We start from the raw sequence: 24,724 nt of genomic DNA, 5'->3' as shown, positions 1-24,724 counted from the left end.
CGGCACGGGCACGGGCCGCGCCGATCCGCGTACCGGATCGGCGCGGCCCGCCCTGTTGCTCCGGGATTGACGGACGGGCGGGGAAGCGTGATGCTACGGAGGCGCTCCCAGCGGCGAGCTTCGATTCCTTCAGGAAGGGAAAGCTCGTGCGCCCCACCACGGCACTGCTCCCGGTCGTGCTGGCCGCCGCCCTCGGTGGCCTGGTCCTGCCGGAGCCCGCCCTCGCCCTTGCCGGCCCCGCCCTGACCGTCGACGCCACCGCCGGACGGCATCCGATCAGCCCGTACATCTACGGGATGAACTTTGCCGACGAGGCCCTGGCCCGGGACATCCGGCTGCCGGCGCACCGGTACGGCGGCAACCACACCACCCGCTACAACTTCCGTGCCGACACCACCAACCGGGCCTCGGACTGGTACTTCGAGAACATCCCGAACGACAACCCGGACCCGGCGAGCCTGCCGAAGGGCTCCGAGACCGACCGGTTCGTCCAGCAGAACCAGGCCACCGGCGCGCAGACGGTGATGACCGTCCCGCTGATCGGCTGGATCGCCAAGGAGCGGGCCCGCTCCTGCGGGTTCAGCGTGGAAAAGTACGGCCCGCAGGAGTCGACCGACCCGTGGGCGCCGGACTGCGGCAACGGCAAGACGCCGGACGGCACCCTGGTCACCGGCAACGACCCGAAGGACACCAGCGTCGCCGTCGGCCCCGGTTACGTCACCGACTGGATCACCCACCTCAAGGGGGAGTTCGGCTCGGCCGCCGACGGTGGTGTGCAGTTCTACGACCTGGACAACGAGCCGGACCTGTGGCACTCCACCCACCGCGACGTCCGCCCCACCGGCCTCGGCTACGACGAACTGCGCGACCGCACCTACGAGTACGCCGCCGCGATCAAGGCGGCCGACCCGGGGGCGAAGACCCTCGGCCCGGTCGGCTGGGGGCTCAACTCGACCATCTTCTCCGGCCTCGACCAGGACGTCTGCAGCCGAACCGGATGTTGGGGGAACCCACCGGACAGGGCCGCCCACGGCGGGCAGGACCTCGGCCCCTGGTACCTGGACCGGATGCGCGAGTACGAGGAGCAGCACGGCACCCGGATCCTCGACTACTTCGACATCCACATCTACCCGCAGCAGTCGGGGGTGTTCAACGACGCGCCCGGCGACGAGGCCACCCAGGCGCTGCGGCTGCGCTCCACCCGGCAGCTCTGGGACCCGACCTACGTGGACGAATCCTGGATCAACCAGCCGGTGCGGTTCATCCCGCGGCTGCGGGACATGGTCGGCCAGCACTACCCGGGCACCAAGCTCGCGATCACCGAATACAACTGGGGCGCGCACGGGTCGTTGAACGGGGCGCTCGCCGAGGCGGACGTGCTGGGCATCTTCGGCCGCGAGGGGCTCGACCTGGCCAACCTGTGGACCGCCCCGTCGGCGGACCAGCCGGTCGCCAACGCCTTCCGGATCTACCGCAACTACGACGGCAAGGGCGGCGCGTTCGGCGAGACCTCCGTCCGGGCCACCAGCGCCGACCAGGACAAGCTGGCGGTGTACGCGGCCGAGCGGGCCGGCGACAAGGCGCTCACCCTGGTCGTGGTGAACAAGTCCGGCGACGACCTGACCAGCCCGGTGTCCCTGGCCGGCGTGTCCGCCACCACCGCCCAGGTGTACCGCTACAGCGGGGCGAACCTCGCCGGGATCGTCCGGGAGGCCGACCAGCCCGTCGCGTCGAGCGGCTTCACCGCCACCTTCCCGGCCAACTCGGTCACCCACCTGGTGCTGCCGCCTGGCCCCGAGACGGGCGACTGCCAGGTCAGCTACACGGTGCACGGCAGTTGGCCGGGCGGGTTCACCGCGCAGGTCACCATCGCCAACACCGGCACCACCGCGATCGACGGCTGGCGGCTCGGCTTCGACTTCCCGGCCGCCGGCCAGCGGGTCGCCCAGGGCTGGTCGGCGGACTGGCGGCAGGCCGGCGCGGCCGTTACCGCGGCGAGCCTGAGCTGGAACGCGAAGCTCCCGCCCGGCGCCTCGACGGTCATCGGTTTCAACGGCGCCTGGTCCGGATCGAACCCGGCGCCGGCCGTCTTCACCCTCAACGGTCGGCGCTGCGGCTGAGCCGACCCGAGCCGGCCGGCGGACCGGCGGCTGAGCTGACCGGTCCAGGCCGGCGGACCCGCCGGCTGAGCTGACCGGTCCAGGCCGGCGGGCCGCCGGCTGAGCTGACCGGTCCGGACCGGCGGGCCCGGGGCGCGGCGACGTCCCGGGCCCGCCGCCGTGGGGTCAGGCCGGCAGCACCTTCTCGATCGCGGCGCGCAGTTCGGGGGAGTCCGGGGCCACCTGCGGGGCGAATCGGGCGGCCACCGCGCCGTCCGGCGCGACCAGGAACTTCTCGAAGTTCCACCGCACGTCGCCGGTGTGTCCCTCGGCGTCCGGCGTGGACACCAGCTCGGCGTAGAGCGGGTGCCGGTCCGGCCCGTTGACGTCGACCTTCTCCGTCAGCGGGAAGGTCACGCCGTAGTTGACCTGGCAGAACTCCTCGATCTCGGCGGCCGTGCCGGGCTCCTGGCCGGCGAACTGGTTGCACGGCACCCCGAGCACGGTCAGGCCCCGGTCGGCGTACTCGTCGGCGAGGGTCTGGAGGCCGGCGTACTGGGGGGTCAGGCCGCACCGGGAGGCCACGTTGACCACCAGCAGGGCACGGCCGCGGTACTGGTCGAGGTCGGCCGGGCCGCCGGCGAGGGCGTCGATCCGTACGTCGAAAACGCTCATGAGGCGAGGCTACGCGCCCGCCAGGCCGGCCGGCCCGGGGCGGCCACAAATCGATGCATCTACATCTTGACGAAGTGATGACGGCGTGAGTAGCGTCTCAGCATCAATCTGGAAAGTTTCCTAACTGTTTGGGGAGACGCCGTATGAAGAGATCGCTCCGCCAGGCCCTCTGGGCCACCGGTGCCGTCTTCGCGCTGGCGATCGCGGCGGTACCGGTGGCGACCGCGTCCGCCGCGGGCAGCGTGACCGCCACCTTCGCCAAGGTGCAGGACTGGGGGACCGGTCACGAGACGAAGGTGACCGTCACCAACGGCACCGGCGCCAGCGTGGACACCTGGCGCCTCGAGTTCGACCTGCCCGCCGGCACGACCATCAGCACCTTCTGGGACGCCGACGTCACCAGCAGCGGCAACCACTACGTCGCGGTGAAGAAGAGCTGGGCCGGCCCGCTCGCGCCCGGCGCCAGCTTCAGCTGGGGCTACAACGGCACCGGGGCGTACAAGGGGCCGCTGAACTGCACCGTCAACGGCGCCTCCTGCTCCGGCGGCGGCACCCCGCCGCCCACCACCGCCCCGCCGACGACGGCCCCGCCCACCACGGCCCCGCCGACCACCCCGCCCCCGACCACCCCGCCGCCCACGACCCCGCCGCCCACCGGGGGCAAGAAGGTCGTCGGCTACTTCGCCGAGTGGGGCGTCTACGCCCGCAACTACCACGTCAAGAACATCCACACCAGCGGGTCCGCGGCCAAGCTGACCCACATCCTGTACGCCTTCGGCAACACCACCGGTGGCCGGTGCAGCATCGGTGACAGCTACGCCGACTACGACAAGGCGTACACCGCGGCGGACAGCGTGGACGGCGTGGCCGACACCTGGGACCAGCCGCTGCGCGGCAGCTTCAACCAGCTCCGCAAGCTGAAGCGGATGTACCCCAACCTCAAGGTGCTCTGGTCGTTCGGCGGTTGGACCTGGTCGGCCGGCTTCACCCAGGCCGCGCAGAACCCGGCCGCGTTCGCCGACTCCTGCTACTCGCTGGTCAAGGACCCGCGCTGGGCGGACGTCTTCGACGGCATCGACATCGACTGGGAGTACCCGAACGCCTGCGGCCTGCAGTGCGACAGCAGTGGCCCGAACGCCTTCAAGAACGTGGTCGGCGCGCTGCGCAGCAAGTTCGGCTCCAGCTTCCTGGTCACCGCGGCGATCACCGCGGACGGCAGCAACGGCGGCAAGATCGACGCGGCCGACTACGCGGGCGCCGCTCCGCAGCTCAACTGGCTGATGCCGATGACGTACGACTACTTCGGCGCCTTCAACGCCCAGGGGCCAACCGCCCCGCACTCGCCGCTCTACTCGTACACGGGCATCCCGCAGCAGGGCTTCTGGGCGGACGCGGCGATCCAGAAGCTCAAGTCCAAGGGCGTGCCGTCGGACAAGCTGCTGCTCGGTATCGGCTTCTACGGTCGTGGCTGGACCGGGGTCACCCAGTCCGCCCCGGGCGGCACCGCCACCGGCCCGGCCCCCGGCACGTACGAGCAGGGCATCGAGGACTACAAGGTGCTCAAGAACAGCTGCCCCGCCAACGGGACCGTGGCCGGCACCGCGTACGCCAAGTGCGGCAGCAACTGGTGGAGCTACGACACCCCGTCCACCATCGGCGGAAAGATGACGTACGCGAAGAACCAGGGCCTCGGTGGCGCGTTCTTCTGGGAGCTCTCCGGTGACACCAGCAACGGCGAGCTGATCGGCGCCATCAAGGGCGGTCTCGGCTGAGCCGAGGGCCGACGCACCACCCACCCGTCGGGGAGGGGCCGCACCGGCCCCTCCCCGCTCGGTGCTCAGCCCCGCCGGCCGCGCTCGCGGTGCTCGCGCGGCGAGAGCCCGTACGCGGACCGGAACGCCCGGCTGAAGTGGGCCCGGTCCCGGAAGCCCCAGCGGGCGGCCACCTGGTGGATGGCCTGGTGACGCCGGCGTGGGTCGATGAGGTCCCGGAAGCAGCCGGCCAACCGCTCGGTGCGGATCATGGCCGTGACGGTGATGCCGGTGCCCGTGCCCGCGAAGAGCCGGTGCAGCGACCGCAGCGACATGTGGTGCGCCGCCGCCACGGTCGCCGGGGTGAGGTCCGGGTCGGCCAGGTGCCGCCGGACGAACGCCTCGACCCGGGCCCGCAGGCCGGCGTCCTGGACCTCGGCGGGCAGTTCCCGCTCGACGTCGAGCCGCCGGGCCAGGGTGCCGGAGATCAGGTCCAGGGCGATCCGGCCCAGCTGAGGCGCGTCGTCCGTCGCGTACTGCTCGGGGTGCGTGACGATCCGTCGCAGGAAGTCGGCGAGCAGCCCGCCCATCCCACGGTCGGCCGGAATGACGTCCGCGAGCAGCGCCTCCACCCGGCGCGCGGGCAGCGGGAGAGCCTGGTGCGGCAGCAGGACGGTCAGCGTCTCCAGGGGCGCGGCCGTCGCCGGGCGCGGCGAATGCCGGGACCCGTGCGGGCGGACGGTGTCGACGAGGGTGAAGCCGGACGGGTCGAGCGGCCCCGACCGGCGTTGCTGGTACACCACGCCGTGCCCGGAGAGAGGCAGGGCGAGCTGATAGAGCTCCGGGTCCGAACTGCGGATCATCCGTGGCGTACGGGCCAGCTCCAGCGACGGGTAGCGCCACGTCCCGAGCCTCACCACGCCGAGGTCGACCGCCCGGGCCGAGGCGGTGAAGTCGTCGGCGTGCGCGCTGCTGATCCGGGCCGCCGCCGACTCGCGGGCAACCAGGTCCTGCCAGAAGTCGAACCGCTCCGCCGGGGGTAGCCACGCGGTGTCGACTGACGCCACGGCGAGGATGATCGTCACCTCCTGGGCGTGCGGCCCGGCGCCGCGACGTGCCCCGGATCTAACCAGCCGTCCGGATCGGCCGCACGTCGCGTGCCGGTCTGGCGGCAGGGGCAGGCGGAGGCGAGGATGGGGGCGCCGCCGGTCCGGGTCCGCGTCCGCCGGCGATGGACTACGACCACGGGTACGACATGCGGAAGTGTCGATGTGACACACTCGCCGCTCGGCATGTCTCGACGCCCGCGCCGATGGGAGAGACCGATGGGCCTGACGCACCCGAGAACCGCGGCCGGTGCCGCCCTGCTCGCGCTCCTGCCGGCCGCCCTGGCCGGCTGCGGCCTCGGCCTCGGCGGCGGTGGCGACGAAGTGGGGGGCGCCGCGCCCAGCGACGCGCAGCGGGCGCCGGCCGACGAGGCGGCGGCCAAGAGCCGCGAGCGGGTGCAGGCGTACCTCGACGCGATGGCCGCCAAGGACGCCGATGCGGGCCGCAGCCAGTTCTGCGCGCCCGCGCAGACCGCCTTCGACGCCGCCGCGACCGGTCCCAACGGCGACTTCGCCGACCACTTCACCGTGCCGCAGGCCACCATCACCGACGTCCGGTCCGGCCCGGGCGGCCAGGAGGTCAGCACCACGATCACCGTCGCCGTCGGGGCCCGCAAGGCCACCCGGCCGCTGCTGTTCACGGTCACCCGCAGCGGCGCCGACTGGTGCATCTCGGCCGAGGCGCCGGGTGGCAACACCCCGGAACCCACCGTCACCCCCTGACCGGCACCGGGCCGACCCGCCCCGTCCGGAGTGTGTCGGTGATCTCCCAACCACCGGAACCATCCCCCTCGGCGGCGGACCGCCACCACGGTCGCCGTACGCTTTCTCCCATGCGCCATGAGTGGCATCAGCTGAGTCACCCCGCGGTGGGCAGCCCGGGACTGCGGACCAGTCGTCCGACCGCCGACTCCGCCGAGGACGCGGCCCTCGGTCTGGACCGTTGGCGGGAGCTTCCCCGCGTGCAGATGCCGCCCTGGCCGGACCCGGCCCAGGTCGCCGAGGTCTGCAAGGTGCTCGACACGGTGCCGTCCGTGGTCGCGCCCTACGAGGTCGACCAGCTCCGGCAGCGGCTCGCGCTGGTCTGCGAGGGCAGGGCGTTCCTGCTCCAGGGCGGGGACTGCGCGGAGACCTTCGCCGACAACACCGAGAGCCACCTGCTGGCCAACGCCCGCACGCTGCTCCAGATGGCGATCGTGCTGACGTACGGCGCGTCGCTGCCGGTGGTCAAGGTCGCCCGGGTCGCCGGCCAGTACACCAAGCCCCGCTCGCTGCCGACCGACGCGCGCGGCCTGCCGGCCTACCGTGGCGACATGATCAACTCGCTGGAGGCCACGCCGGCGGCCCGGGTCGCCGACCCGCAGCGCATGATCCGGGCGTACGCCAACTCGGCCGCCGCGATGAACATGCTCCGGGCGTACCTGGCCGGCGGGCTGGCCGACCTGCACGCGGTGCACGACTGGAACAAGGACTTCGTCAAGCAGTCGCCGGCCGGCGAGCGGTACGAGGCGATCGCCCGGGAGATCGACCGGGCCATCGCCTTCATCCGCGCCTGCGGGATGACCGACGACGAGGCGCTGCGCACGGTCACCCTCTACTGCTCCCACGAGGCGCTGGCGCTGGAGTACGACCGGGCGCTCACCCGGATCTCCGACAACCGCGCGTACGGCCTCTCCGGGCACTTCCTCTGGATCGGCGAGCGGACCCGGCAGATCGACGGGGCGCACATCGACTTCATCTCCCGGATCGCCAACCCGATCGGGGTGAAGCTCGGCCCGACCACCACCCCGGACGAGGCCATCGAGCTCTGCGAGAAGCTCAACCCGGACAACATCCCCGGTCGGCTCACCCTGATCAGCCGGATGGGCAACCACCGGGTCCGGGACGCCCTGCCCCCGATCGTGGCCAAGGTCACCGCGGCCGGCGCCAAGGTGGTCTGGCAGTGCGACCCGATGCACGGCAACACCCACGAGTCCTCGAACGGCTACAAGACCCGGCACTTCGACCGGATCGTCGACGAGGTGCTCGGCTACTTCGAGGTGCACCGCGGCCTGGAGACCCACCCGGGCGGTCTGCACGTGGAGCTGACCGGCGAGGACGTCACCGAGTGCCTGGGCGGCGCCCAGGGCATCGAGGATTTCGACCTGCCCGATCGGTACGAGACCGCCTGCGACCCGCGGCTGAACACCCAGCAGTCGCTGGAGCTGGCCTTCCTGGTGGCGGAGATGCTCCGTGGCTGACGTGAGGGTGGCCGAGGCGAGGAGCGAGCCTGCGAGCCCCGCAGTCGGCAGCCGAAAGGATGATCGTGGCTGACTTTGTTGATCTTCGTTCCGACACGGTGACCCGGCCCACCGCCGGGATGCGGGAGGCGATGGCCACCGCCGAGGTCGGCGACGACGTCTACGGCGAGGACCCCACCGTCGCCGCGCTGGAGGCCGAGGTCGCCGCCCGCTTCGGGCACGAGGCCGCGCTGTTCGCCCCGAGCGGCTCGATGGCCAACCAGATCGCCCTCCAACTCGTCGTGCCGCCCGCCGAGGAACTGCTCTGCGACGCCGACGCGCACGTCGTCACGTACGAGATCGGCGCGGCGGCCGCGTACGGCGGAATCTCGTCCCGGACCTGGCCCGCGGTCGGCGCGGAGATCGACCCGGACGTGGTGGCCGGGATGGTCCGGCCCGACGGCTACTTCGCGGTGCCGACCCGGGCGATCGCCGTCGAGCAGACCCACAACCGGGGCGGTGGCGGGGTGATTCCCCTCGCCACGCTGCGCGAGCTGCGCCGGGTCGCCGACGAGCACGGTCTCGCCCTGCACTGCGACGGCGCCCGGATCTGGCACGCGCACGTCGCCGACGAGGTGCCGCTGGCGGATTACGGCGCCCTTTTCGACACCATGTCCGTCTGCCTCTCCAAGGGCCTCGGCGCGCCGGTCGGCTCCCTGGTCCTGGGCAGCGCCGAGAAGATCGAGCGGGCCCGGTGGATCCGCAAGCGGATGGGCGGCGGCATGCGGCAGGTCGGCATCCTCGCCGCCGCCGGCCGGTACGCCCTGGCCCACCACGTCGAGCGGCTCGCCGAGGACCACGCCAAGGCGGCCCGGCTGGCCGAGGCCGTCGCCCCGTACGGGGTGCTCGCCACGCCGGTGCGGACCAATGTCGTCCCGCTCGACCTGACCAAGCACCCGCTCGACGCGAAGGCCCTCGCGGCCGCCGCCCGGGCGGCGGGCGTGCTGATCTCGGTGCTCGGTCCGCGTACCGCCCGCCTGGTCACCCACCTGGACGTCGACGACGCCGCCGTCGACCGCGCCGGCGAACTCCTCGCCGGCATCCTGCGCGCCTGACCGTCCCGCTCCGGCGTTGTTGATCAAGGAGTTCGCGTTGTCCGCGCCGGGTTCTCCGACGCGAACTTCTTGACCAACGCCGGCCCGCCGACGGGCCGGTGCCCGGGCCGGGTCAGGGGTGGAGGCGCTTGAGGGTGGCGATGTCGGCGGCGTGGCCGACGTGCCGCTCCGTCGGGGTCTCCACCAGGACCGGGACGCCCGCCGTGGCCGGATGGCGCATCAGCTCGGCGAACGCCGGCTCGCCGATGGTGCCCTTGCCGATGTTCTCGTGCCGGTCCCGGGTGGAGCCGCACAGGTCCTTCGAGTCGTTCGCGTGCACCAGCTTCAACCGGTCCGCGCCGACGGCGGCGACGAGGGCGTCCAGCGTCGCGGTCATCCCGCCCTCGACGGCCAGGTCGTGCCCGGCCGCCCAGGCATGGCAGGTGTCGAAGCAGACGCCCATCATCGGGTGGCGGTCCACCGCGTCCAGGTACGGGCCCAGGCGCTCCACCCGGGAGGCCAGCGACCGGCCGCCCCCGGCGCTCGGCTCGACCAGCAGCATCGGCCCGTCAACGGCCGCCGCCTCGTCCAGCAGCGGCAGCAGGGCCTCGCGTACCTGCCGCATCGCGGTCTCGGCGTGCCCGGCGTCCACCGCGCTGCCGGCGTGGAACACCACCGCCTCGGCGCCGATCGCCCGGCCCCGGCGCAGCGCGTGCGCCAGGGTCTGCGTCGACCGCTCGACCGTGGCCGGCGTGGGGGAGCCGAGGTTCACCAGCAGCGAGGCGTGGATGAACGCCGGCAAACTCCGCTCGGCACAGCCGTCCCGGAACAGCGTGTCCTGCGCCGGGTCGCCTGCCGGCAGGGCCCAGCCCCGGGAGTTCGAGACGTAGACCTGCACCACCTCGGACGCCGCGGCGTCGGCGTACGGCAGCGCCGCCTTCGCCAGGCCGCCGGAGGCGGGGGTGTGCGAGCCGACCCGTCGCCGCCCGGCCTCCGGGTCGGCTTTCGTCCGCGGCTGCGGGGCTCGCAGGCCGCTCACAGGCACGTCACCGTGACCGGGGTGCCCGGTGGCACCGGCGTGTTCTCGCCCGGGTTCTGGAAACGGGCCACCCCGTTGGGGTTGAACTGGATGTTGGCCGGGAAGCCCTGGCTCTCCAGCACCTGCTTGGCCTGCTCACAGGGCATGTCGATCACCCGCGGGACGGGCACCTGCGGTGGCCCCTTGCTGATCTCCAGCTTGACCTGGGCGCCCTTCTCGACCCCGGTGCCGTCGGCCGGACTCTGGCCGAGGATCTCATCCTTCGGCTTGTCCGAGTCCTTGTACGACTCGACCGGGGTCAGCCCGAGCTGGCCGAGGGTGTTCCGGGCCTCGTTGAGGTTCTTGCCGACCAGGTTCGGCACGGTGATCGGGGCACGACCCTTGCTCAGGGTCACGGTCACCTTCGTGCCCGGCTTGACCGCCGTGCCCACCTTCGGGTTGGTGTCCAGCACCACCCCGGCGGGCAGCTCGTCGTCGTACCGGGCGGGGCCCTTGGCCACCACCAGCTTGGCGTCGGCCAGCTCGGCCTGCGCCAGCTCGAACTCCTTGCCCACCACGTCGGGCACCGGAAGCTGTTCCGGGCCGAGCGACAGGGTCAGGGTGATGGTGCCGCCCTTGACGATCCGGGCCGTGGCGGCCGGGCTCTGCACCAGCACGTTGTCCTTCGGCACCTTCGCGTCGTAGCGGGGTTCGGTGTACCTCAGGACGAAGCCGCCCCGGGCGGCCTGCCCCTCCGCGTCGGCCTTGGTCAGGCTGACCAGCTGCGGGGCGACCGTGTAGCGCCCCATTCCGAACCACCAGCCGCCGATCGCGGCGACCAGGCCGAGCACCACGACCGCCGCGGCCACCGCGAGCCGGCCGCGCGGGGAGCCCATCAGCCGGGTACGCAGCTCGGCCAGCCCGCCACCCCGGTCGTCCGAGGGGGCGGCCCGGCGACGGTGCGGGCGCTGCCCGCCGCCCTCGGGCAGCCGGGCCCAGGGGGGACGCTCGGTGGGGCGGACCGCCGCCACCACCATGGTGGGCTGGGCCACCGGGGCGGTCTCGTCGGCCACCCTCCGCAGCACGGCGGTGTGCGAGTTGGGGTTGCCCAGGTCCTCCCGGGCCGCCTGCGCCTCGGTCAACAGCGCGCCCGCGTCGGCGGGCCGGGCGTTCGGATCCCGCCGGGTGGCCCGGCAGACCAGGTCGTCGAGGATCTTCGGCAGGCTCGGGACCAGGGTCGACGGCGCGGGTACGTCCCGGTCGACGTGCTGCCACGCGACGTCGACCGGGCGGTCGCCGTCGTACGGCACCCGGCCGGTGAGCATCTCGAACAGCACGATGCCGGCGGAGTAGACATCGGTGCGCGGGTCGGCGTGCCCCTCGGTGACCAGCTCCGGGGCCACGTACGCCACGGTGGCCATCAGCTGGTTGCCGTTCTCCTCCTCGGCGCTCGCCTCGACCGCGCGGGCCAGCCCGAAGTCGGCCACCTTGACCACGCTGTCCACCAGGTTGAAGGTGCCGCCGGTGGGCGCCTCGGCGACCAGCACGTTCTCCGGTTTGACGTCGCGGTGCACCAGGCCGGCCCGGTGGGCGGCGGCGATCGCGGCGAGCATCTGCTCGGCGATCGCGAGGGCCTCGTCCGGGTGGAGCCGGCGCCGCTCGGCGAGCACGTCGCGCAGGGTGCGGCCCCGGACGTACTCCATCACCAGGTAGGGGAGCCCGCCGTGGGTGCCCTGGTCGTAGACCGCCACCACGTTGGGGTGGGTCAGCCGGGCGATGGTCTTCGCCTCGTCGGTGAACCGCTCGACGAAACCGGCCATCCGGGAGCGGGCCTCGGGTGCCTGGGTCGGGTGAATGATCTTGACCGCCACGGTGCGCTCCAGGCGCTCGTCGGTGGCGGTGTACACGGTCGCCATGCCGCCACGGGCCACGCGACCGCGAATGCGGTAGCGCCCGTCGATCAGCGAGCCCAGCAACGTGTCGGCGACCTGTGTGTCCATCGGCAGGCAGTCTATGTGTCCAGGGGGTGAAGGTTGAACAGGATGCTACAGCCGGGCCGGATCGCACCGGTCCCGCCGGGGTGGCCGCCCCCTCGCGCCCGGCCTCCGGGCGTACGGCGGGGTGCCGGTGCCCGGGTCGACCCGGCACGTGGCAGGGTGTTCGGGTGACCGATTCCGTACCCGCCGACGCGACCGCCACCGGTGCCGACCTGCCCGGACCGGCCGACCCGGCCGACTGGCTGACCCTGCCGGACGTGGCCGAGCGCCTCGACCTGTCGATCAGCAAGGTGCACCAGATGATCCGGGACCGGGAGTTGATCGCGGTACGCCGTGCCGGCGTCCGCCGCGTCCCGGCCGACCTGGTGGCCAACCGCACCGTGCTCAAGCACCTGCCCGGCGTGCTCAACCTGCTCGCCGACGCCGGGTACGACGACGAGGCGGCGCTGCGCTGGCTCTACGAGGAGGATTCCACCCTCCCCGGCACGCCGGCCGCCGTGCTCGGCAGCGACCAGGCCCGCGAGGTCAAACGCCGCGCCCAGGCCCTCGGCTTCTGACCCGTCCCCGCGGGCTCGTTGATCATGAGGTTGTTGTCACGACACGCCGATGAGCGGCGCGACAATTTCATGATCAGCGGGCGCGGGCCGGGAAGGTGGGGTCAGTCGGTGCGGCGGGTGGCGGCGATGGCCAGGTCGACCAGGGCCTGACGGGCCTCGGTGTCCAGGTCGACCACGGCGAGGGCGGCCAGCGCGCTCTCGGTCAACGCCGTGATCCGCTGCTCGGTACGCTCCAGCGCCCCGCTCGCCGTGATCAGCTCGCGCAGCCGGCTCACCCCGGCCGCGTCCAGCCCCGGGTCGCCGAGACCGGCGAGCAGCAGCTCCCGGCCGGCGTCGTCGACCCCCTCCAGGGCCGTCGCCACCAGGTACGTCCGCTTGCCCTCGCGCAGGTCGTCGCCGGCCGGCTTGCCGGTGCGCTCCGGGTCGCCGAAGACACCCAGCACGTCGTCGCGGAGCTGGAACGCCTCACCCAGCGGCAGCCCGTACGCCGAGTACGCCGCGTGCACCTCGGCCGGGGCGGCGGCCAGCGCGGCGCCGAGCAGCAGCGGCCGCTCGACCGTGTACTTCGCCGACTTGTAGCGGGCCACCTTGCCGGCCCGCTCCGGGGAGGTGTCCCTGGTGACCTGGGTCAGCACGTCGAGGTACTGCCCGACGGTCACCTCGGTGCGCATCTCGTCGAAGACCGGGCGGGCCCGGGCCACCGTACGCGGGTCGAGGCCGGCGGAGTGCAGCAGCTCGTCCGACCAGACCAGGCAGAGGTCGCCCAGGAGGATCGCCGCCGCGTCGCCGAACCCGTCCGGGTCGCCGCCCCAGCCGGCGGCGCGGTGCCGGGCCGCGAAGCGCCGGTGCACCGCCGGCTCGCCGCGCCGGGTGTCCGAGCGGTCCATCAGGTCGTCGTGCATCAGGGCGCTGGCCTGCACGAACTCCAGCGCGGCGAGGGCCGCGACCACCTGGTCGGAGTCGACCCCGCCGGCGCCCCGGTAGCCCCAGTAGGCGAACGCCGGCCGCAGCCGCTTCCCGCCCCTCAACACGAACGCCTCGATCGCCTCGGCGACCGGCACGAGGCCGTCATCGACGGCGGTCAGCCAGCCGCGCTGGCCGGCGAGGAACTCGGTGAGCGCCTTGTCGATCCGCTGACGCAGGCCGGCGCGGTCGACGGGGGATACGGGAGCAGCGTCGGTCACGGCCACGACGCTAGCCGGTCCCCGCCGGCCGCGTCGTGTCGGCATGTCGGTGTGCCGTGCCCGGCGTGGCGCGGGGCCGCCGCGACCGCGCCCGGCCGGGCCCGACCGCCGCCCCGCGCGGCAGGTACGGCCGGGCCGCGGCGAGCAGGCCGGCGTACCGGCGGGCCGCCGGCTCGTCGCGGTGCGTGGCCAGCCGGCGGCGTACGTCGACGAGCTGGCCGACCGCCCGTGGTGAGCCGGACCGGACGGCGTCGAGCAGCGCGTCGCCCGCCGCCGCGCAGGCCGCCGTCACCTCGCCGAGCTGGAGGTGTGCCCGGGCCAGCCAGCCGCCGTAGACCGCCGCGCGGCGCGGCGCGCCCCGCCCACGCGTGACGGGCGTCAGGAGCGGCACGGCGGGCCCGGGGCGGCCCAGCGCGACCAGGGCGCGGCCGGTCATCGCCGCCAGTTCGGCCTCGTCGAGCCAGTACAGCCAGGGCGGCTCCCGGCCCGGGCCCGGCCCGCCGGTCCGCTCGGCGGCGTCCAGGGCCTGCCGGGCGGCGCGCGACCGCCCGGCGAGCGCGGCGGCGAGCGCCACCCGGTGCAGCAGCAGCGCCCGCAGGCCGGGGGAGGCCGCGTCGCGGCAGCCGGCGTACCCGATCCGGGCCAGGGTCAGCGCCCCCAGCGGGTCCCCGACGCCGGCCAGCAGGTGGCTGGCCGACCCGAGCACGTGCCCGGCGAGCGCCGGGTCGGCGGCGGCCACCGCCGCCCGCAGCGCCAGCCGGTAGGCGTCCAGGCCCCCGCGCAGGTCTCCGGCGTCGGCCGCGAGCCAGCCGGCGAGCTGCGCCGACTCGGCCAGCGCCGGCAGCAGCCGGCGGCGACCGGCCGGCCCGGCGACGGCGCACTCCCGGGCCACGCGGCGCAGCCGGCGGGTGCCGTGCCCGGCCAGGTCGGCCCCGCCCAGCAGGTCGTCCCAGCGCCGCAGCTCGGCCACGCCCGGGCCCGCCGGTGCCGGCGCCCCGGGGGTACGGGCGGCGAGCGGACCGCCCAGCGACGCGCCGGACGGGTCGGCGGCCCAGCGGTACGCGAGGGTGAGCAGCGCCACCCGGGAGCGGGAGCCGGCCCGGTCGACCGCCGCCGGTACGATGCCCAGCCGGCGGGTGTGCGCCGCCGCCTCGGCCAGCAGCTCACCCGGCACCCCGAGGACCACCGCGAGCCAGCCCGACCAGAAGTCGCCGGGGAGCCGGCGCTGCCGCTCCCACCGGGATACCTCGTGCCGGGTCAGGGTCGGCACGCCCGAGGCGGCGCAGAGCGCGGCGGCGACCCGCTGCTGGCTCCAGCCGCGCGCGGACCGCAACTCGGCGAGGAGCGGCCCGAGCGGGCGCGGCTCGGATGGCGGGAACGGGGTCATCGGTCCTCCGGAGGGCGTCGGCGCGGGTGACGGCGCGGACGCCCGGCAGTGCCGGACCGGCCCGCCGCCGATCGTGCTGACCCCCGCGCGGGCCCCCGGGCCGGCACACCGACCGGCCCTCACCGCGCTGCCCCCGTTCTACCCCCCGGGTACGACGCTCCCCCGCGCCCCTGCTCGCTGGCTGGGAAGATCGTGGGTACGACGCGGCGTACCGGTTAGAGTCGATCCGTGGCGCTCGGTCTTCCCTCGGTCCTCCCCAATCCGCAGCCGGCCATCGGGGAGCTGATCCGTGACGGCCGGCCGACCTTCTCGTTCGAGTTCTTCCCGCCCAAGACGCCGCAGGGGGAGCGCCTGCTCTGGCAGGCCATCCGCGAGCTGGAGTCGCTGCGCCCGTCGTTCGTGTCGATCACCTACGGCGCGGGCGGCTCGACCCGGGACACCACGGTCGCGGTGACCGAGCGGATCGCCACCGAGACCACCCTGCTGCCGATGGCGCACCTGACCGCGGTCAACCACTCGGTCGCCGAGCTGCGTAACGTCATCGGCCGGCTGGCCTCCGTCGGCGTCCGCAACGTGCTGGCCGTGCGGGGTGACCCGCCGGGCAACCCGGGCGGCGAGTGGATCCGGCACCCGGAGGGCGTGGGGTACGCCGAGGAACTGGTCCGGCTGGTCCGCGACGCCGGCGACTTCAGCGTCGGGGTGGCCGCCTTCCCCTACAAGCACCCGCGCTCGCCCGACGTCGCCAGCGACACGGAGCACTTCGTCCGCAAGTGCCGGGCGGGCGCCGCGTTCGCCATCACCCGGATGTTCTTCGACGCCGAGGACTACCTGCGGCTACGGGACCGGGTGGCCGCCGCGGGCTGCGACACCCCGATCCTGGCCGGCGTGATGCCGGTGACCCAGATGGGCACCATCGAGCGGTCCGTGCAGCTCTCCGGGGCGCCCTTCCCGCCGGCCCTGGCCGCGCGGTTCGAGAAGGTCGCCGACGACCCGGAGGCGGTCCGCCGGCTCGGCATCGAGCAGGCCAGCGAGATGTGCGCGCGGCTGCTGGACGAGGGGGTGCCCGGGATCCACTTCATCACCCTCAACCGGTCCACCGCCACCCGGGAGGTCTGGCAGCACCTGCGGGCCGAAGCGCGAGTGTGACCGGGCGGCCCGCGACACCCGCGCCGCCCTTCTACGGTTGATCCCGTGGTGGGCACACAGCTGAACTGGGACCAGTACGCGACCGCCTGGGCGCGGCTGCACGGCGGGTTCGACCCGCGGGCCGCCGCCCCGGTGGTCCGCGCCTGGCTGCGCTTCTCCTACCACGTGGGATACATCCTGGGCCGGCTCCGGGTCGGCCCGACCCCGGTGACCGTGTTCGGGGTGCTGCTCTGCGTCTGCGTGCCGCTGCTGGTCGGCCGGCCGACCGACGGGCCGTTCCTCGGCGCGCTGTTCGTGCTGCTGGCCGCGGTGGCGGACAGCGTGGACGGCGCGGTGGCGGTGGCCACCAACCGCACCACCCGGCTCGGCTACGTCTACGACTCGATCGCCGACCGGCTCGGCGAGGTCGCCTGGCTGGTCGCGTTCTGGCTGCTCGGCGCGCCGGGGGCGGTGGTCGCCGCGGCCGGCGGCCTGTCCTGGCTGCACGAGTACGTCCGGGCCCGGGCGGTCGCCGCCGGCATGCGCGAGATCGGCACGGTGACCGTGGGCGAACGCCCCACCCGGGTCTGCGTGGCCCTGATCGGGCTGCTGGTCGCCGGGCTCTCCGGTCTGATCGACACCGACGTGACCGCCGGCACCATCACCATGGCCGCCACGGTCTGGGTGCTGCTGGCCGGCTTCGGCCTCGGGCAGCTCATCTCCACCGTTCGCCGCACCCTGATCAACGCCGGCTGACCCTGGTCCCGTCCGCCTTTGCTCGCCGTGTCGCCGATGTGGCGGTAACCGGCGGCCGAGGTCCCCGCCACCTCGCCGACGTGGCGGTGGCCGGCCGGCCGGGCGGGGCCGGCCCGAGGTGGCACCTACCAGGCCGGGCCGATCTCGTTGGCGACGATCTCCGCGGAGAGGGTGACCATGGGCAGGCCGCCGCCGGGGTGGCTGGAACCGCCGACCAGCCACAACCCGGCCGCCGGGCCCCGGTTGGCCGGGCGGAGCAGGCCGCCCGCCGTGCCGTAGATCGCCCCGCCGGGCGCGCCGGTCGCCGCGTCCAGGTCGGCCGGCGTACGGGTCTCGCGGAACACCAGCCGGTCCCGGACGTCCACGCCCCGCTCGGCGAGCACGTCGAGGACGCGGTCGGCGTACGCCTCGGCCAGCCCCGGCCGGCGCCAGTCCACTGCGCCGGCGGCGGTGCCGTGGCGGGCGGCGTTGACCAGCACGAACCACGCCTCGTGGCCGTCCGGGCGGACCACCGGGTCGGCGGCCACGGTGACGAAGACCGTCGGGTCGAGCGCCGGCCGGGCCCGTACCCCCCGCCCCGGGTCGCCGAAGACCGCGTCGAACTCGGCGTCGTGGTCGTCGGGGAAGAAGACGGTGTGGTGCGCCAGTCCGGAGTCGCCGCGTACGCCGAGCAGCAGCACGAAGCCGGCGAGGCTGCGGTCGGTGAGCCCGGCCAGCCGGCGCGGGGTGGGCAGCAGGTCCCGGTAGAGGGTGAGCGCGTCCACGTTGGCCACCACCACGTCGGCGGGGACGGGCGCGGCGACCCCGGCGAGGCGTACCCCGTGCACCCGGCCGCCGGCCGCGTCGATCCGGGTGACCGTGGTGCCGGTCCGCACCACCACGCCCAGGTCGAGGCAGCGGGACAGCAGCGCGTCGGCGAGGCCGCCCAGCCCGCCCCGCAGGTACCAGCCGCCGTACGCCAGCTCGGCGTACGGGACGGCGACCAGCGCGGCCGGCGCGCGGCGCGGGTCGGCGCCGGTGTACGTGGCGTACCGGTCGAGCAACATCCGCAGCCGGGGGTCGGACAGCTCGCGGCGGCCGAGCCCGCGCAGGGTGTGTCCGGGGGCGATCGCGGCCAGGTCGCCGAGCCGCCAGGCCAGCGTGGCCAGGTCGCGGGGGGAGTCGACCGGGCGGCGCAGGACGTCCCGGTGCGACGCCGCCCAGACCCGGCCGGCCCGTCGCCAGAGCCGCTGCCAGTCGGCGGCGGCCCGGTCGCCGAACGCCGCGCCGATCCGGGCGGCGAACTCGTCCGGGTCGGCGCACGAGTCGAGGGTGGGGCCGCCGCCGGGGAAGACGTGCCGGACGATCGGGTCCAGCGGCACCAGGTCGAGGTACTCGTCGAGTTTCGCGCCGGTGGCCTCGAACAGGTCGTGGAAGACCTGCGGCAGGGTGATCAGGCTCGGCCCGGTGTCGAAGTGGTACGCGCCCTCGGGCGTGTCGTGGACGTGCCGGCCGAGTTTGCCGCCGACCGTGTCGGCCCGCTCGAAGACGGTGACCTCGTGCCCGTTGACCGCCAGCCGCGCGGCGGCGGCCAGCCCACCCACGCCGGCGCCGATGACCACGATCCGCGCCATGGCGTGCCCCTCCTAGCCGACCGGGCGACCCCGCCAGCTGAGCCGGCGTCGCTTCCGCAGATGGTACGACCGCAGGGTCAGCCAACCGAGTAACCCGACCGACACCGGGTGTGCCAGCGCGTCGGGCCAGGCCCGCCCGCCGGTGGCCCGGGCGCTGACCACCCGCCCGGCGACGCCCAGCAGGTAGGCCAGGAACGCCGCCCCGGCCACCGCCGGCGCACCCGCGACCAGGGCCGCTGCGGCGACCAGCGGAGGCGCGGTGAAGAGCAGGAGCAGCAGCGCCACCACCACGGCCGCGGTGGCCGGGTGCCCGAACGAGGCCCAGAGCGACTTGGTGTAGCCGTCGCGTAGCTGGGGCCAGCTCTCGTACATCCGGCAGGCGGCGAGCCCGGAGCCGTCGGCCAGGGCGATCCGGCCGCCGGCCCGCTTCACCGCCCGGGCCAGCTCGATGTCCTCCAGGACCCTGTCGGCCACCGCCGCGTGCCCGCCGGCCCGCAGGTAGCCGGCCCGGTCGACCACCAGGAACTGCCCGCCCGCCGCCGCCAGGGACGGCCGCGGCGAGCGTTCCATCGCGCGCAGCGGCAGGAAGGTCAGCCACAACCACTGCAACAGCGGCTGCGCCAGCCGGTCGCCCGCCGTCCGCACCACGATCCGGGGGTACGGCGACAGCAGCGCGGCACCCGCCGCGCGCAGCTCGGTCACGGCCGCCGCGACGGCGTACGGGGTGAGCACCACGTCGGCGTCGACGAAGGCGAGCACGGTCGGGTCCGGGTGGGTCCGGGTGGCGAGCTGCCAGCAGGCGTACGGCTTGCCCAGCCAGCCCGACGGCGGGGCGACCCCGGTGAGCAGGGTGACCCGGGGATCGTCGCCGGCCACCGCGCGGATCACGTCGGCGGTGCCGTCGGTCGAGCCGTCGTCGAGCACCACGATCCGCAGGTCCGGTACGCCCCGCTGGGCGAGCAGCGCGCGCAGGCACGGCGTCACCCGGTCGGCCTCGTCGCGCAGCGGCAGCAGCACCGCCACCGCCTCGGTCACCTCGACCGGACCGGCGGCGGGGCGACGCAGCCAGCGGGTGGCGTTGATCCAGGTGTGGGTCGTGAGCGCGGCGAGCGCGGCGACCAGGGCGAGGAGGACGCTCATGCCGGTGCGTCGACGCGGGGCGCCGGGTCGGCCGCCGGTCGGTCGGGGACGCGGCGGCGGGCGCGCAGCAGCGTCACCGCCAGCGGCGCGGCGGCCACCGCCATGCCGATCCCGCCCCAGACCGCCGAGGCCGGCAGCCGGAGGAAGACCGCGTGCGCCAGCACACTGGCGGCGTACGTCCACAGGTAGAGCGCGAACATCGGCGCGTCCCGCCGGTCGGCGCGGTCGACGGCCGGCCCGGCCAGCGGGCGCAGCGCCGCCGCCAGCAGCACCGCGAAGAGCAGCCAGCCGAGGTAGTTGCTGGCCGGGACGCCGGGCAGCCCGGGCAGGGCCGGGGTGGCGTCCCGCCAGACCCAGTAGCCCTCGGCCACCATCTGCGGGTCGAGGAAGAGGTCCCAGGCGGCGAGCCCGACCGCGGCCAGCGCGATCCGGCCGGCGCGGCTCCGACGACTCCAGCTCGGCGCGTCTGGCGCCGCGCCGCGACCTGGCGCCGTCGCCGGTCCGGGTCGCGTCCCGGCGGTCGAGGGCGCGGTGATCCGGACCGCGGTGAGCCAGGCCGGCCAGGCCATCCAGGTCCACGCCAGGGGGATGATCAGCGGTACCCCGGCCAGCTTCGGTCCCAGCTCGCCGGAGTAGTCGTAGCCGCCGAACGGGAAGCCGGTGGCCACCCCGAGCGCCTCCACGGCGAACCCGCCGCCGGTGGCCACCGCGACCAGCGCGACCGCGGTACGCGTACCCCGGCTGAGCAGCGCGTGGCCGACGGAGAGCAGGTACCCGAGCACGACGGTGGCCACGGTCAGGCCGGCCCGGGTGGCGCCGCTGGTGAGCGGGTAGCAGATCTGGGCGAGGACCAGGACGGCCAGCAGCGCCCAGGGCAGCCGGCCGCGGCTCACGACGTGGCCGCGCCCGGTGCGGCGTCGGGGCCCGGTGGGGGCAGCGGCAGGTCCCGGCCGAGCACCCCGAACGGCCGCTCGTCGCCGGGGAAGTGGAAGTCGCGCAGGACGTCGACGAAACCGAACCGGCGGTACAGCCGCCAGGCCCGGGACTTCTGCTCGTCGGCCTCCGGGGTGGAGAGCAGCGTGGTCGTCCCCTCCGCCATGGTGAGCAGGGCGCGGAGCTGGCCGGCGCCGAGGCCGTGCCCCTGCGCGGGCGGGCGGACGTGCAGCTCCACCACCTCGAAGGGGTAGGTCAGCCAGCGCCGCCGGGCCGCGGCGCCCAGCGCCCGCTGCACCTGGTCGTGCCACCACTGCCCGGCGGCGCCGAGGTAGCCGTATCCGAAGCCGGCCAGGTGTCCCTCGCTGGTGAGGCTGGCCACGGCGCGGAAGCCGGGACGGCGGGCGTGGGTGGCGATGTAGCCGCGCCGGGCCTCCAACAGGTCGGCGCGGTAGCCCATCGCCTCGCCGTAGACGGCCACCACGTCGTCCAGCCGCCGGACCAGGTCGTCCGGCGTCCACCGCACCAGCCTCATGCGTGTCCTCTCACCGATCCCGGGTCGCCCTCGGCGGCCCATCCCAACACCGCGGGGTCGCCGACCACGTCGCACACCGCGAACCGCGCGAACAACTCCTCCGCGTACCACCCCTCGGCGGCGGTGCGCGTGATCGCGGCGCGGTGCTCCGGGTGACGGTACGCGAACGCGACCAGGTCCGCCGCGTCCCGCCACACGGTCACCGTGCCCTGCCAGCCCAGCGGCGCCTCGCCGACGCCGAGCCGGGCGAGCAGCCCGGGCGCGTCGCGCAGGGCGGCGGCCACCGGCGGGACGGCCCGCCAGAAGGTGACCGCCCGACGGGCCCGCAGCCGGGCCCGGGTCAGCGCCAGGACCGGACCGGTGACCGGGCCGCCGGAGGGCTCACCGAACGGCCGGTGGCCGGACCACTCGCCCCGGCTGGTCAACGGGCGCAGCTCCAGCCGGACGGAGGAGCGGGCGATCCGGGCCCAGGACCGGCCGACCGGCGAGGCGTCGAAGCCGGCCGCCGCGGTGGGGGAGTCCCAGACCACCAGGGCGGCCCATCGGGTCAGGTCGGCGTCGCCGGGGCCGAAGCCGCTGCCCGTCCCGGTGCCGAGCAGCTTGCCGAACCGTACGCCGGGGGTCCGGCGCAGCCGCGACGGATGCGCCGCCATCCGGGCCAGCGCCCGGGGGAGCGCCCGGCGGGGGATCCGCCACGCGTGCAGGGTGACGAGTCCGGGAGCGCCGAGCCTGACGGTTCGCTCGCTCACGCCACCTCGGCGGCGGTGCCGGCGGTGATCCGCAGCAGCTCCGCGTACGTGCTGGGGAAGACCGCCCGGGGCACGCCACCGGCCGCCCACACCTCGTCGTACGCCGCCAGGGCGGTGTCGACCACGGTGCGCAGCGGCCCGGGGTGGCCGACCGGGGCGACCCCGCCGATCACCTGCCCGGTGTGCCGCTTGACGAAGTCGGGGGTGGCCCGGCGCAGCCGGGTGACCCCGAGGGACGCGGCCAGGCCGGCGGTGTCCACCCGGTGCGCGCCGGAGGTGAGCACGAGCAGCGGGGCGTCGTCCGCGTCGAAGACGAGCGAGTTGGCGATGGCGCCCACGCCGACGCCGAGCGCCTCGGCCGCCGCCGCGGCGGTGTGCACCGCCTCGGGCAGCAGGCGGATCCGACTCGCCGCGCCGGAGCCGTCCCGGGCGCCCGCGTCGTCGAGCGCGCGCTGTACCGCCCGCACGTTCGGGTGCGTCGCCTGCACGTCTGGCTGTGACTGCATGCCGCTCATTCTGCTTCCTGCCCCGTTCCGCACCACACCCGCCCGGGCGGGACGGTTCGTCCGTCGCCGAAGTAGACACTGTCTACGGATCTCTGGTAGACACCTCCCATGGATCAACCGAACGTCGGGCTCCGGGCTCGCCTGGTCGCGACGGGTGTTGAGCTGGTGGCCGGGCAGGGCGCGGAAGGACTCTCCCTGCGGGAGATCGCCCGGCGGGCCGGGGTGTCGCACGGGGCCCCTCGTCGGCACTTCCCGACGCACCAGGCGTTGTTGGCCGCCATCGCCCGGGAGGGCTACCGGGAACTCGGCCGGCAGGCGGACGAGGTGCTCGCCGACAGCGACCGGGACCCGTACGACCTCCTGCTCGCGCTGAGCCGGCGGTACCTGGAGTTCGCCCACGGAAACCGGGGCATGTTCGAGTTGATGTTCCGGCACGACCTGCTACGGGGTAACCAGATGGGCCTGCGGGCGGCCAGTGTCCCGTTGTTCGAGGTCCTCGTCGACCTGGTTGCCCGCGCCCGCCCCGCCCCGCCCGGCGGGTCGCCGGCCGCGGTGGTCGCCGGTGCCCTCTGGGCCAACCTGCACGGCCTGGCCCAGCTCAGGCTCTGGGGCAGCCTGCAGTTGATGACCGGGGTCGACGAGGCCGAACCGTTGCTGCGCGCCGCGCTGGACGCCCATCTCGGGTCCGCCGGCCACTGAGAAAGCGAGGCCGCCCAGTGCTGGTGCAGGGGATCGTACGGCGACTGGTCGCGCCGCTCGCCCGGCTGGTCTACCGACCGGTCGTCGAGGGGCGCGGGAACGTGCCGGAGCGTGGGCCGGTGATCCTGGCGGCCAACCACCTCTCCTTTCTCGACAGCATCGTGATCCCTCTGGTGGCACCCCGGCCGGTGGCCTTCCTGGCCAAGGCCGAGTACTTCCGGCGGCCCGGGTTCCTGGGCTGGCTGACCCGGGCCTGTCTCACCGGGATCGACGCCGTGCCGGTGCCGCGGGGTGGCCACCGGGCCGCCCAGGAGTCGCTGGAGGTCGCGCTCGGCATCCTCGCCGCCGGACGGGCGTTCGGCATTCACCCGGAGGGCAGCCGTTCCCGGGACGGGCGGCTCTACCGGGGGCGTACGGGCGTGGCGTGGCTCGCGCTCGCCTCCGGGGCGCCGGTCGTCCCGGTCGCCGTGGCCGGCACCGATCGGATCCAGCCCGTCGGCGCCCGACTGCCCCGGATCGGGCGGATCACCGTACGCTTCGGCGCCCCGCTGCACTTCACGCCGGGGTCGGGCAGCGCCGGTCAGGCCCGGCGCGCGGTCACCGACGAGATCATGGCGGCGATCCGGGAACTGTCCGGTCAGGAGTTGGCCGAGGGCTACAACGAGCTCTCCGCCACCACCGTCCGGTGACTTGCTACCAAGGTCCTTCGGGTGTCCCGTGTCCGGGCGGGCGGCGCAAGGGACCACCCTCAAATGTCCCGGCGTGGGGCGGCGCGGGCGGTGATGAGGGCCTCGATGCCGTCGAGGATGCGGGCGAGGCCGAAGTCGAGGGCCTGGTCGCCGTTGCCCCGGGTCGAGCGCAGGGCGGCGGTGAGCGCCGGGAAGCGCTCCTCCCGACCCCGCAGCAGCGCGGCGAACCCGGCCTCCTGGCTCGGTCCCGGGGTGTCGGTGGGGGGCGGCGCGTGCTGGGCCAGGTTGCGGGCGTGCCCGACCAGCAGCACCGCGACGTCGAGCTGTTCGTCGCCGGTCAGCCCGGTGTCGGTGAGGGCGGTGACGACCCGTTCCAGCCAGGCCAGCTCGTTCGGGCCGGGTAGTCGGGGGCCGATGGTCGCCGCGTGAGCCCACGGGTGGCGGCGGAACCGGTCGAACAGCTGCCGGGCCCAGTCGTCGAGCTGGCCGCGCCAGTCGGCACCCGTCGGCGGCGGGGGCGGTTCTCCCATCGCCGCCTCCAGCATCAGCGCGACCAGCTCGGCCTTGCCGGGCACGTACCGGTACAGCGCCATCTTGGTGACGTCCAGCGACTCGGCGACCCGCTGCATGGTCAGCCCGTCGAGCCCCTCGGCGTCGGCGATGGCGATGCCGGCCCGGGCGATCGCGACCGGCGTCAGGGTGGGGCGGGGCCCGCGACGCGGTCCGCTGGGCACGCCCCACAGCAACTCGTACAGCCGCCGCTGGTCGGCATCACCGGTCTCCACGATGACCCCTCTTGTTCTCGGACCGAAACTGTGTCTATCGTACTCTGTATCCAACGGACACAGTTCCTATCTCGGGGGAATCATGTCTCTTCCGCTGCACGGTTCAC

The 24,724-nt window shown here is 74.7% G+C and carries 23 protein-coding genes; 10 read left to right on the top strand and 13 right to left on the bottom strand.

Translation table 11 applies throughout. The features are described from left to right. The first annotated feature begins 146 nt into the window (after positions 1-146). Positions 147-2,120 carry a glycoside hydrolase family 44 protein gene (locus tag GA0070621_RS15640; protein ID WP_091196242.1) on the top strand — a complete coding sequence of 658 codons (1,974 nt, stop codon included), beginning with the start codon at positions 147-149 and terminating at the stop codon, positions 2,118-2,120. A 165-nt stretch (positions 2,121-2,285) separates the two neighbouring features. On the opposite strand, the gene GA0070621_RS15635 is transcribed toward GA0070621_RS15640, so the two are convergent. Beyond that, positions 2,286-2,774, bottom strand: a complete 489-nt coding sequence (locus GA0070621_RS15635) for a glutathione peroxidase (protein ID WP_091196240.1) — start codon at positions 2,772-2,774, stop codon at positions 2,286-2,288. A 143-nt stretch (positions 2,775-2,917) separates the two neighbouring features. Between GA0070621_RS15635 and GA0070621_RS15630 the strand changes: the two genes are divergently transcribed. Then, positions 2,918-4,546, top strand: coding sequence for a glycosyl hydrolase family 18 protein (locus GA0070621_RS15630; protein ID WP_091196237.1), 1,629 nt, complete (start codon positions 2,918-2,920; stop codon positions 4,544-4,546). A gap of 65 nt (positions 4,547-4,611) precedes the next feature. Here GA0070621_RS15630 and GA0070621_RS15625 read toward each other — a convergent pair whose 3' ends face one another. After that, positions 4,612-5,592 carry an AraC-like ligand-binding domain-containing protein gene (locus GA0070621_RS15625; RefSeq protein WP_167666949.1) on the bottom strand — a complete coding sequence of 327 codons (981 nt, stop codon included), beginning with the start codon at positions 5,590-5,592 and terminating at the stop codon, positions 4,612-4,614. Between the two features lie 258 nt (positions 5,593-5,850). Between GA0070621_RS15625 and GA0070621_RS15620 the strand changes: the two genes are divergently transcribed. The 3 genes from GA0070621_RS15620 to GA0070621_RS15610 all read left to right on the top strand — a co-directional run bounded on the left by GA0070621_RS15620 (position 5,851) and on the right by GA0070621_RS15610 (position 8,965). Then, positions 5,851-6,354, top strand: a complete 504-nt coding sequence (locus GA0070621_RS15620) for a hypothetical protein (protein ID WP_091196230.1) — start codon at positions 5,851-5,853, stop codon at positions 6,352-6,354. Positions 6,355-6,464: 110 nt separating this feature from the next. Next, entirely contained in the window at positions 6,465-7,871 is a 1,407-nt protein-coding gene (locus GA0070621_RS15615; RefSeq protein WP_091196227.1) for a class II 3-deoxy-7-phosphoheptulonate synthase, read from the top strand. A 59-nt stretch (positions 7,872-7,930) separates the two neighbouring features. Then, the gene (locus tag GA0070621_RS15610; RefSeq protein ID WP_091196224.1) at positions 7,931-8,965 is read left to right on the top strand and encodes a threonine aldolase family protein; all 1,035 of its coding nucleotides are present in this window, start codon (positions 7,931-7,933) and stop codon (positions 8,963-8,965) included. 112 nt (positions 8,966-9,077) lie between these two features. Here GA0070621_RS15610 and GA0070621_RS15605 read toward each other — a convergent pair whose 3' ends face one another. Together GA0070621_RS15605 and pknB are read right to left on the bottom strand one after the other, a co-directional pair. Further along, the gene (locus tag GA0070621_RS15605) at positions 9,078-9,974 is read right to left on the bottom strand and encodes a deoxyribonuclease IV (RefSeq protein WP_091202482.1); all 897 of its coding nucleotides are present in this window, start codon (positions 9,972-9,974) and stop codon (positions 9,078-9,080) included. Between the two features lie 5 nt (positions 9,975-9,979). Further along, the gene (pknB, locus tag GA0070621_RS15600) at positions 9,980-11,962 is read right to left on the bottom strand and encodes a Stk1 family PASTA domain-containing Ser/Thr kinase (protein WP_091196221.1); all 1,983 of its coding nucleotides are present in this window, start codon (positions 11,960-11,962) and stop codon (positions 9,980-9,982) included. Positions 11,963-12,126: 164 nt separating this feature from the next. Between pknB and GA0070621_RS15595 the strand changes: the two genes are divergently transcribed. Continuing rightward, a complete protein-coding gene (locus GA0070621_RS15595; RefSeq protein ID WP_091196218.1) occupies positions 12,127-12,516 on the top strand; it encodes an Rv2175c family DNA-binding protein in 390 nt (129 codons plus the stop codon). Positions 12,517-12,617: 101 nt separating this feature from the next. On the opposite strand, the gene GA0070621_RS15590 is transcribed toward GA0070621_RS15595, so the two are convergent. Together GA0070621_RS15590 and GA0070621_RS15585 are read right to left on the bottom strand one after the other, a co-directional pair. Then, positions 12,618-13,700, bottom strand: coding sequence for a polyprenyl synthetase family protein (locus tag GA0070621_RS15590; protein WP_091202480.1), 1,083 nt, complete (start codon positions 13,698-13,700; stop codon positions 12,618-12,620). Positions 13,701-13,710: 10 nt separating this feature from the next. Further along, positions 13,711-15,087, bottom strand: a complete 1,377-nt coding sequence (locus GA0070621_RS15585; RefSeq protein ID WP_091196215.1) for a helix-turn-helix domain-containing protein — start codon at positions 15,085-15,087, stop codon at positions 13,711-13,713. A gap of 228 nt (positions 15,088-15,315) precedes the next feature. On the opposite strand from GA0070621_RS15585, the gene metF reads away from it, so the two are divergent. Next, positions 15,316-16,233, top strand: a complete 918-nt coding sequence (gene metF, locus GA0070621_RS15580; RefSeq protein ID WP_091196212.1) for a methylenetetrahydrofolate reductase [NAD(P)H] — start codon at positions 15,316-15,318, stop codon at positions 16,231-16,233. A gap of 45 nt (positions 16,234-16,278) precedes the next feature. Then, entirely contained in the window at positions 16,279-16,968 is a 690-nt protein-coding gene (locus GA0070621_RS15575; RefSeq protein ID WP_091196209.1) for a CDP-alcohol phosphatidyltransferase family protein, read from the top strand. Positions 16,969-17,093: 125 nt separating this feature from the next. On the opposite strand, the gene GA0070621_RS15570 is transcribed toward GA0070621_RS15575, so the two are convergent. From GA0070621_RS15570 to GA0070621_RS15545, 6 genes are read right to left on the bottom strand one after another with little or no spacing between them, the layout of a single operon-like run. Further along, positions 17,094-18,581 carry a phytoene desaturase family protein gene (locus GA0070621_RS15570; RefSeq protein WP_091196207.1) on the bottom strand — a complete coding sequence of 496 codons (1,488 nt, stop codon included), beginning with the start codon at positions 18,579-18,581 and terminating at the stop codon, positions 17,094-17,096. A 12-nt stretch (positions 18,582-18,593) separates the two neighbouring features. Further along, entirely contained in the window at positions 18,594-19,721 is a 1,128-nt protein-coding gene (locus GA0070621_RS15565; RefSeq protein WP_091196204.1) for a glycosyltransferase, read from the bottom strand. Next, complete coding sequence (locus GA0070621_RS15560; RefSeq protein ID WP_091196201.1) at positions 19,718-20,614, bottom strand: carotenoid biosynthesis protein; 897 nt, start codon at positions 20,612-20,614, stop codon at positions 19,718-19,720. The genes GA0070621_RS15565 and GA0070621_RS15560 overlap by 4 nt, the downstream gene beginning before the upstream one ends. Continuing rightward, complete coding sequence (locus GA0070621_RS15555; RefSeq protein ID WP_091196198.1) at positions 20,611-21,189, bottom strand: GNAT family N-acetyltransferase; 579 nt, start codon at positions 21,187-21,189, stop codon at positions 20,611-20,613. The genes GA0070621_RS15560 and GA0070621_RS15555 overlap by 4 nt, the downstream gene beginning before the upstream one ends. Next, positions 21,186-21,938: a monooxygenase gene (locus GA0070621_RS15550; RefSeq protein WP_091196196.1), complete on the bottom strand. Its 753-nt coding sequence runs from the start codon at positions 21,936-21,938 to the stop codon at positions 21,186-21,188. The genes GA0070621_RS15555 and GA0070621_RS15550 overlap by 4 nt, the downstream gene beginning before the upstream one ends. After that, positions 21,935-22,444, bottom strand: coding sequence for a YbaK/EbsC family protein (locus GA0070621_RS15545; RefSeq protein WP_091202478.1), 510 nt, complete (start codon positions 22,442-22,444; stop codon positions 21,935-21,937). Before GA0070621_RS15545 ends, GA0070621_RS15550 begins: the two co-directional genes overlap by 4 nt. A 108-nt stretch (positions 22,445-22,552) precedes the next feature. On the opposite strand from GA0070621_RS15545, the gene GA0070621_RS15540 reads away from it, so the two are divergent. Further along, on the top strand, positions 22,553-23,143 hold the full coding sequence (locus GA0070621_RS15540) for a TetR/AcrR family transcriptional regulator (RefSeq protein ID WP_091196192.1): 591 nt from the start codon (positions 22,553-22,555) through the stop codon (positions 23,141-23,143). A 17-nt stretch (positions 23,144-23,160) separates the two neighbouring features. After that, the gene (locus GA0070621_RS15535; RefSeq protein WP_167666946.1) at positions 23,161-23,832 is read left to right on the top strand and encodes a lysophospholipid acyltransferase family protein; all 672 of its coding nucleotides are present in this window, start codon (positions 23,161-23,163) and stop codon (positions 23,830-23,832) included. A 59-nt stretch (positions 23,833-23,891) separates the two neighbouring features. On the opposite strand, the gene GA0070621_RS15530 is transcribed toward GA0070621_RS15535, so the two are convergent. Beyond that, positions 23,892-24,617: a TetR/AcrR family transcriptional regulator C-terminal domain-containing protein gene (locus GA0070621_RS15530; RefSeq protein WP_167666945.1), complete on the bottom strand. Its 726-nt coding sequence runs from the start codon at positions 24,615-24,617 to the stop codon at positions 23,892-23,894. Positions 24,618-24,724 lie beyond the last annotated feature (107 nt).

This window comes from Micromonospora narathiwatensis (genome assembly GCF_900089605.1).
GTDB lineage: Bacteria > Actinomycetota > Actinomycetes > Mycobacteriales > Micromonosporaceae > Micromonospora > Micromonospora narathiwatensis.
This window is presented reverse-complemented; position numbering and strand designations above follow the sequence as displayed.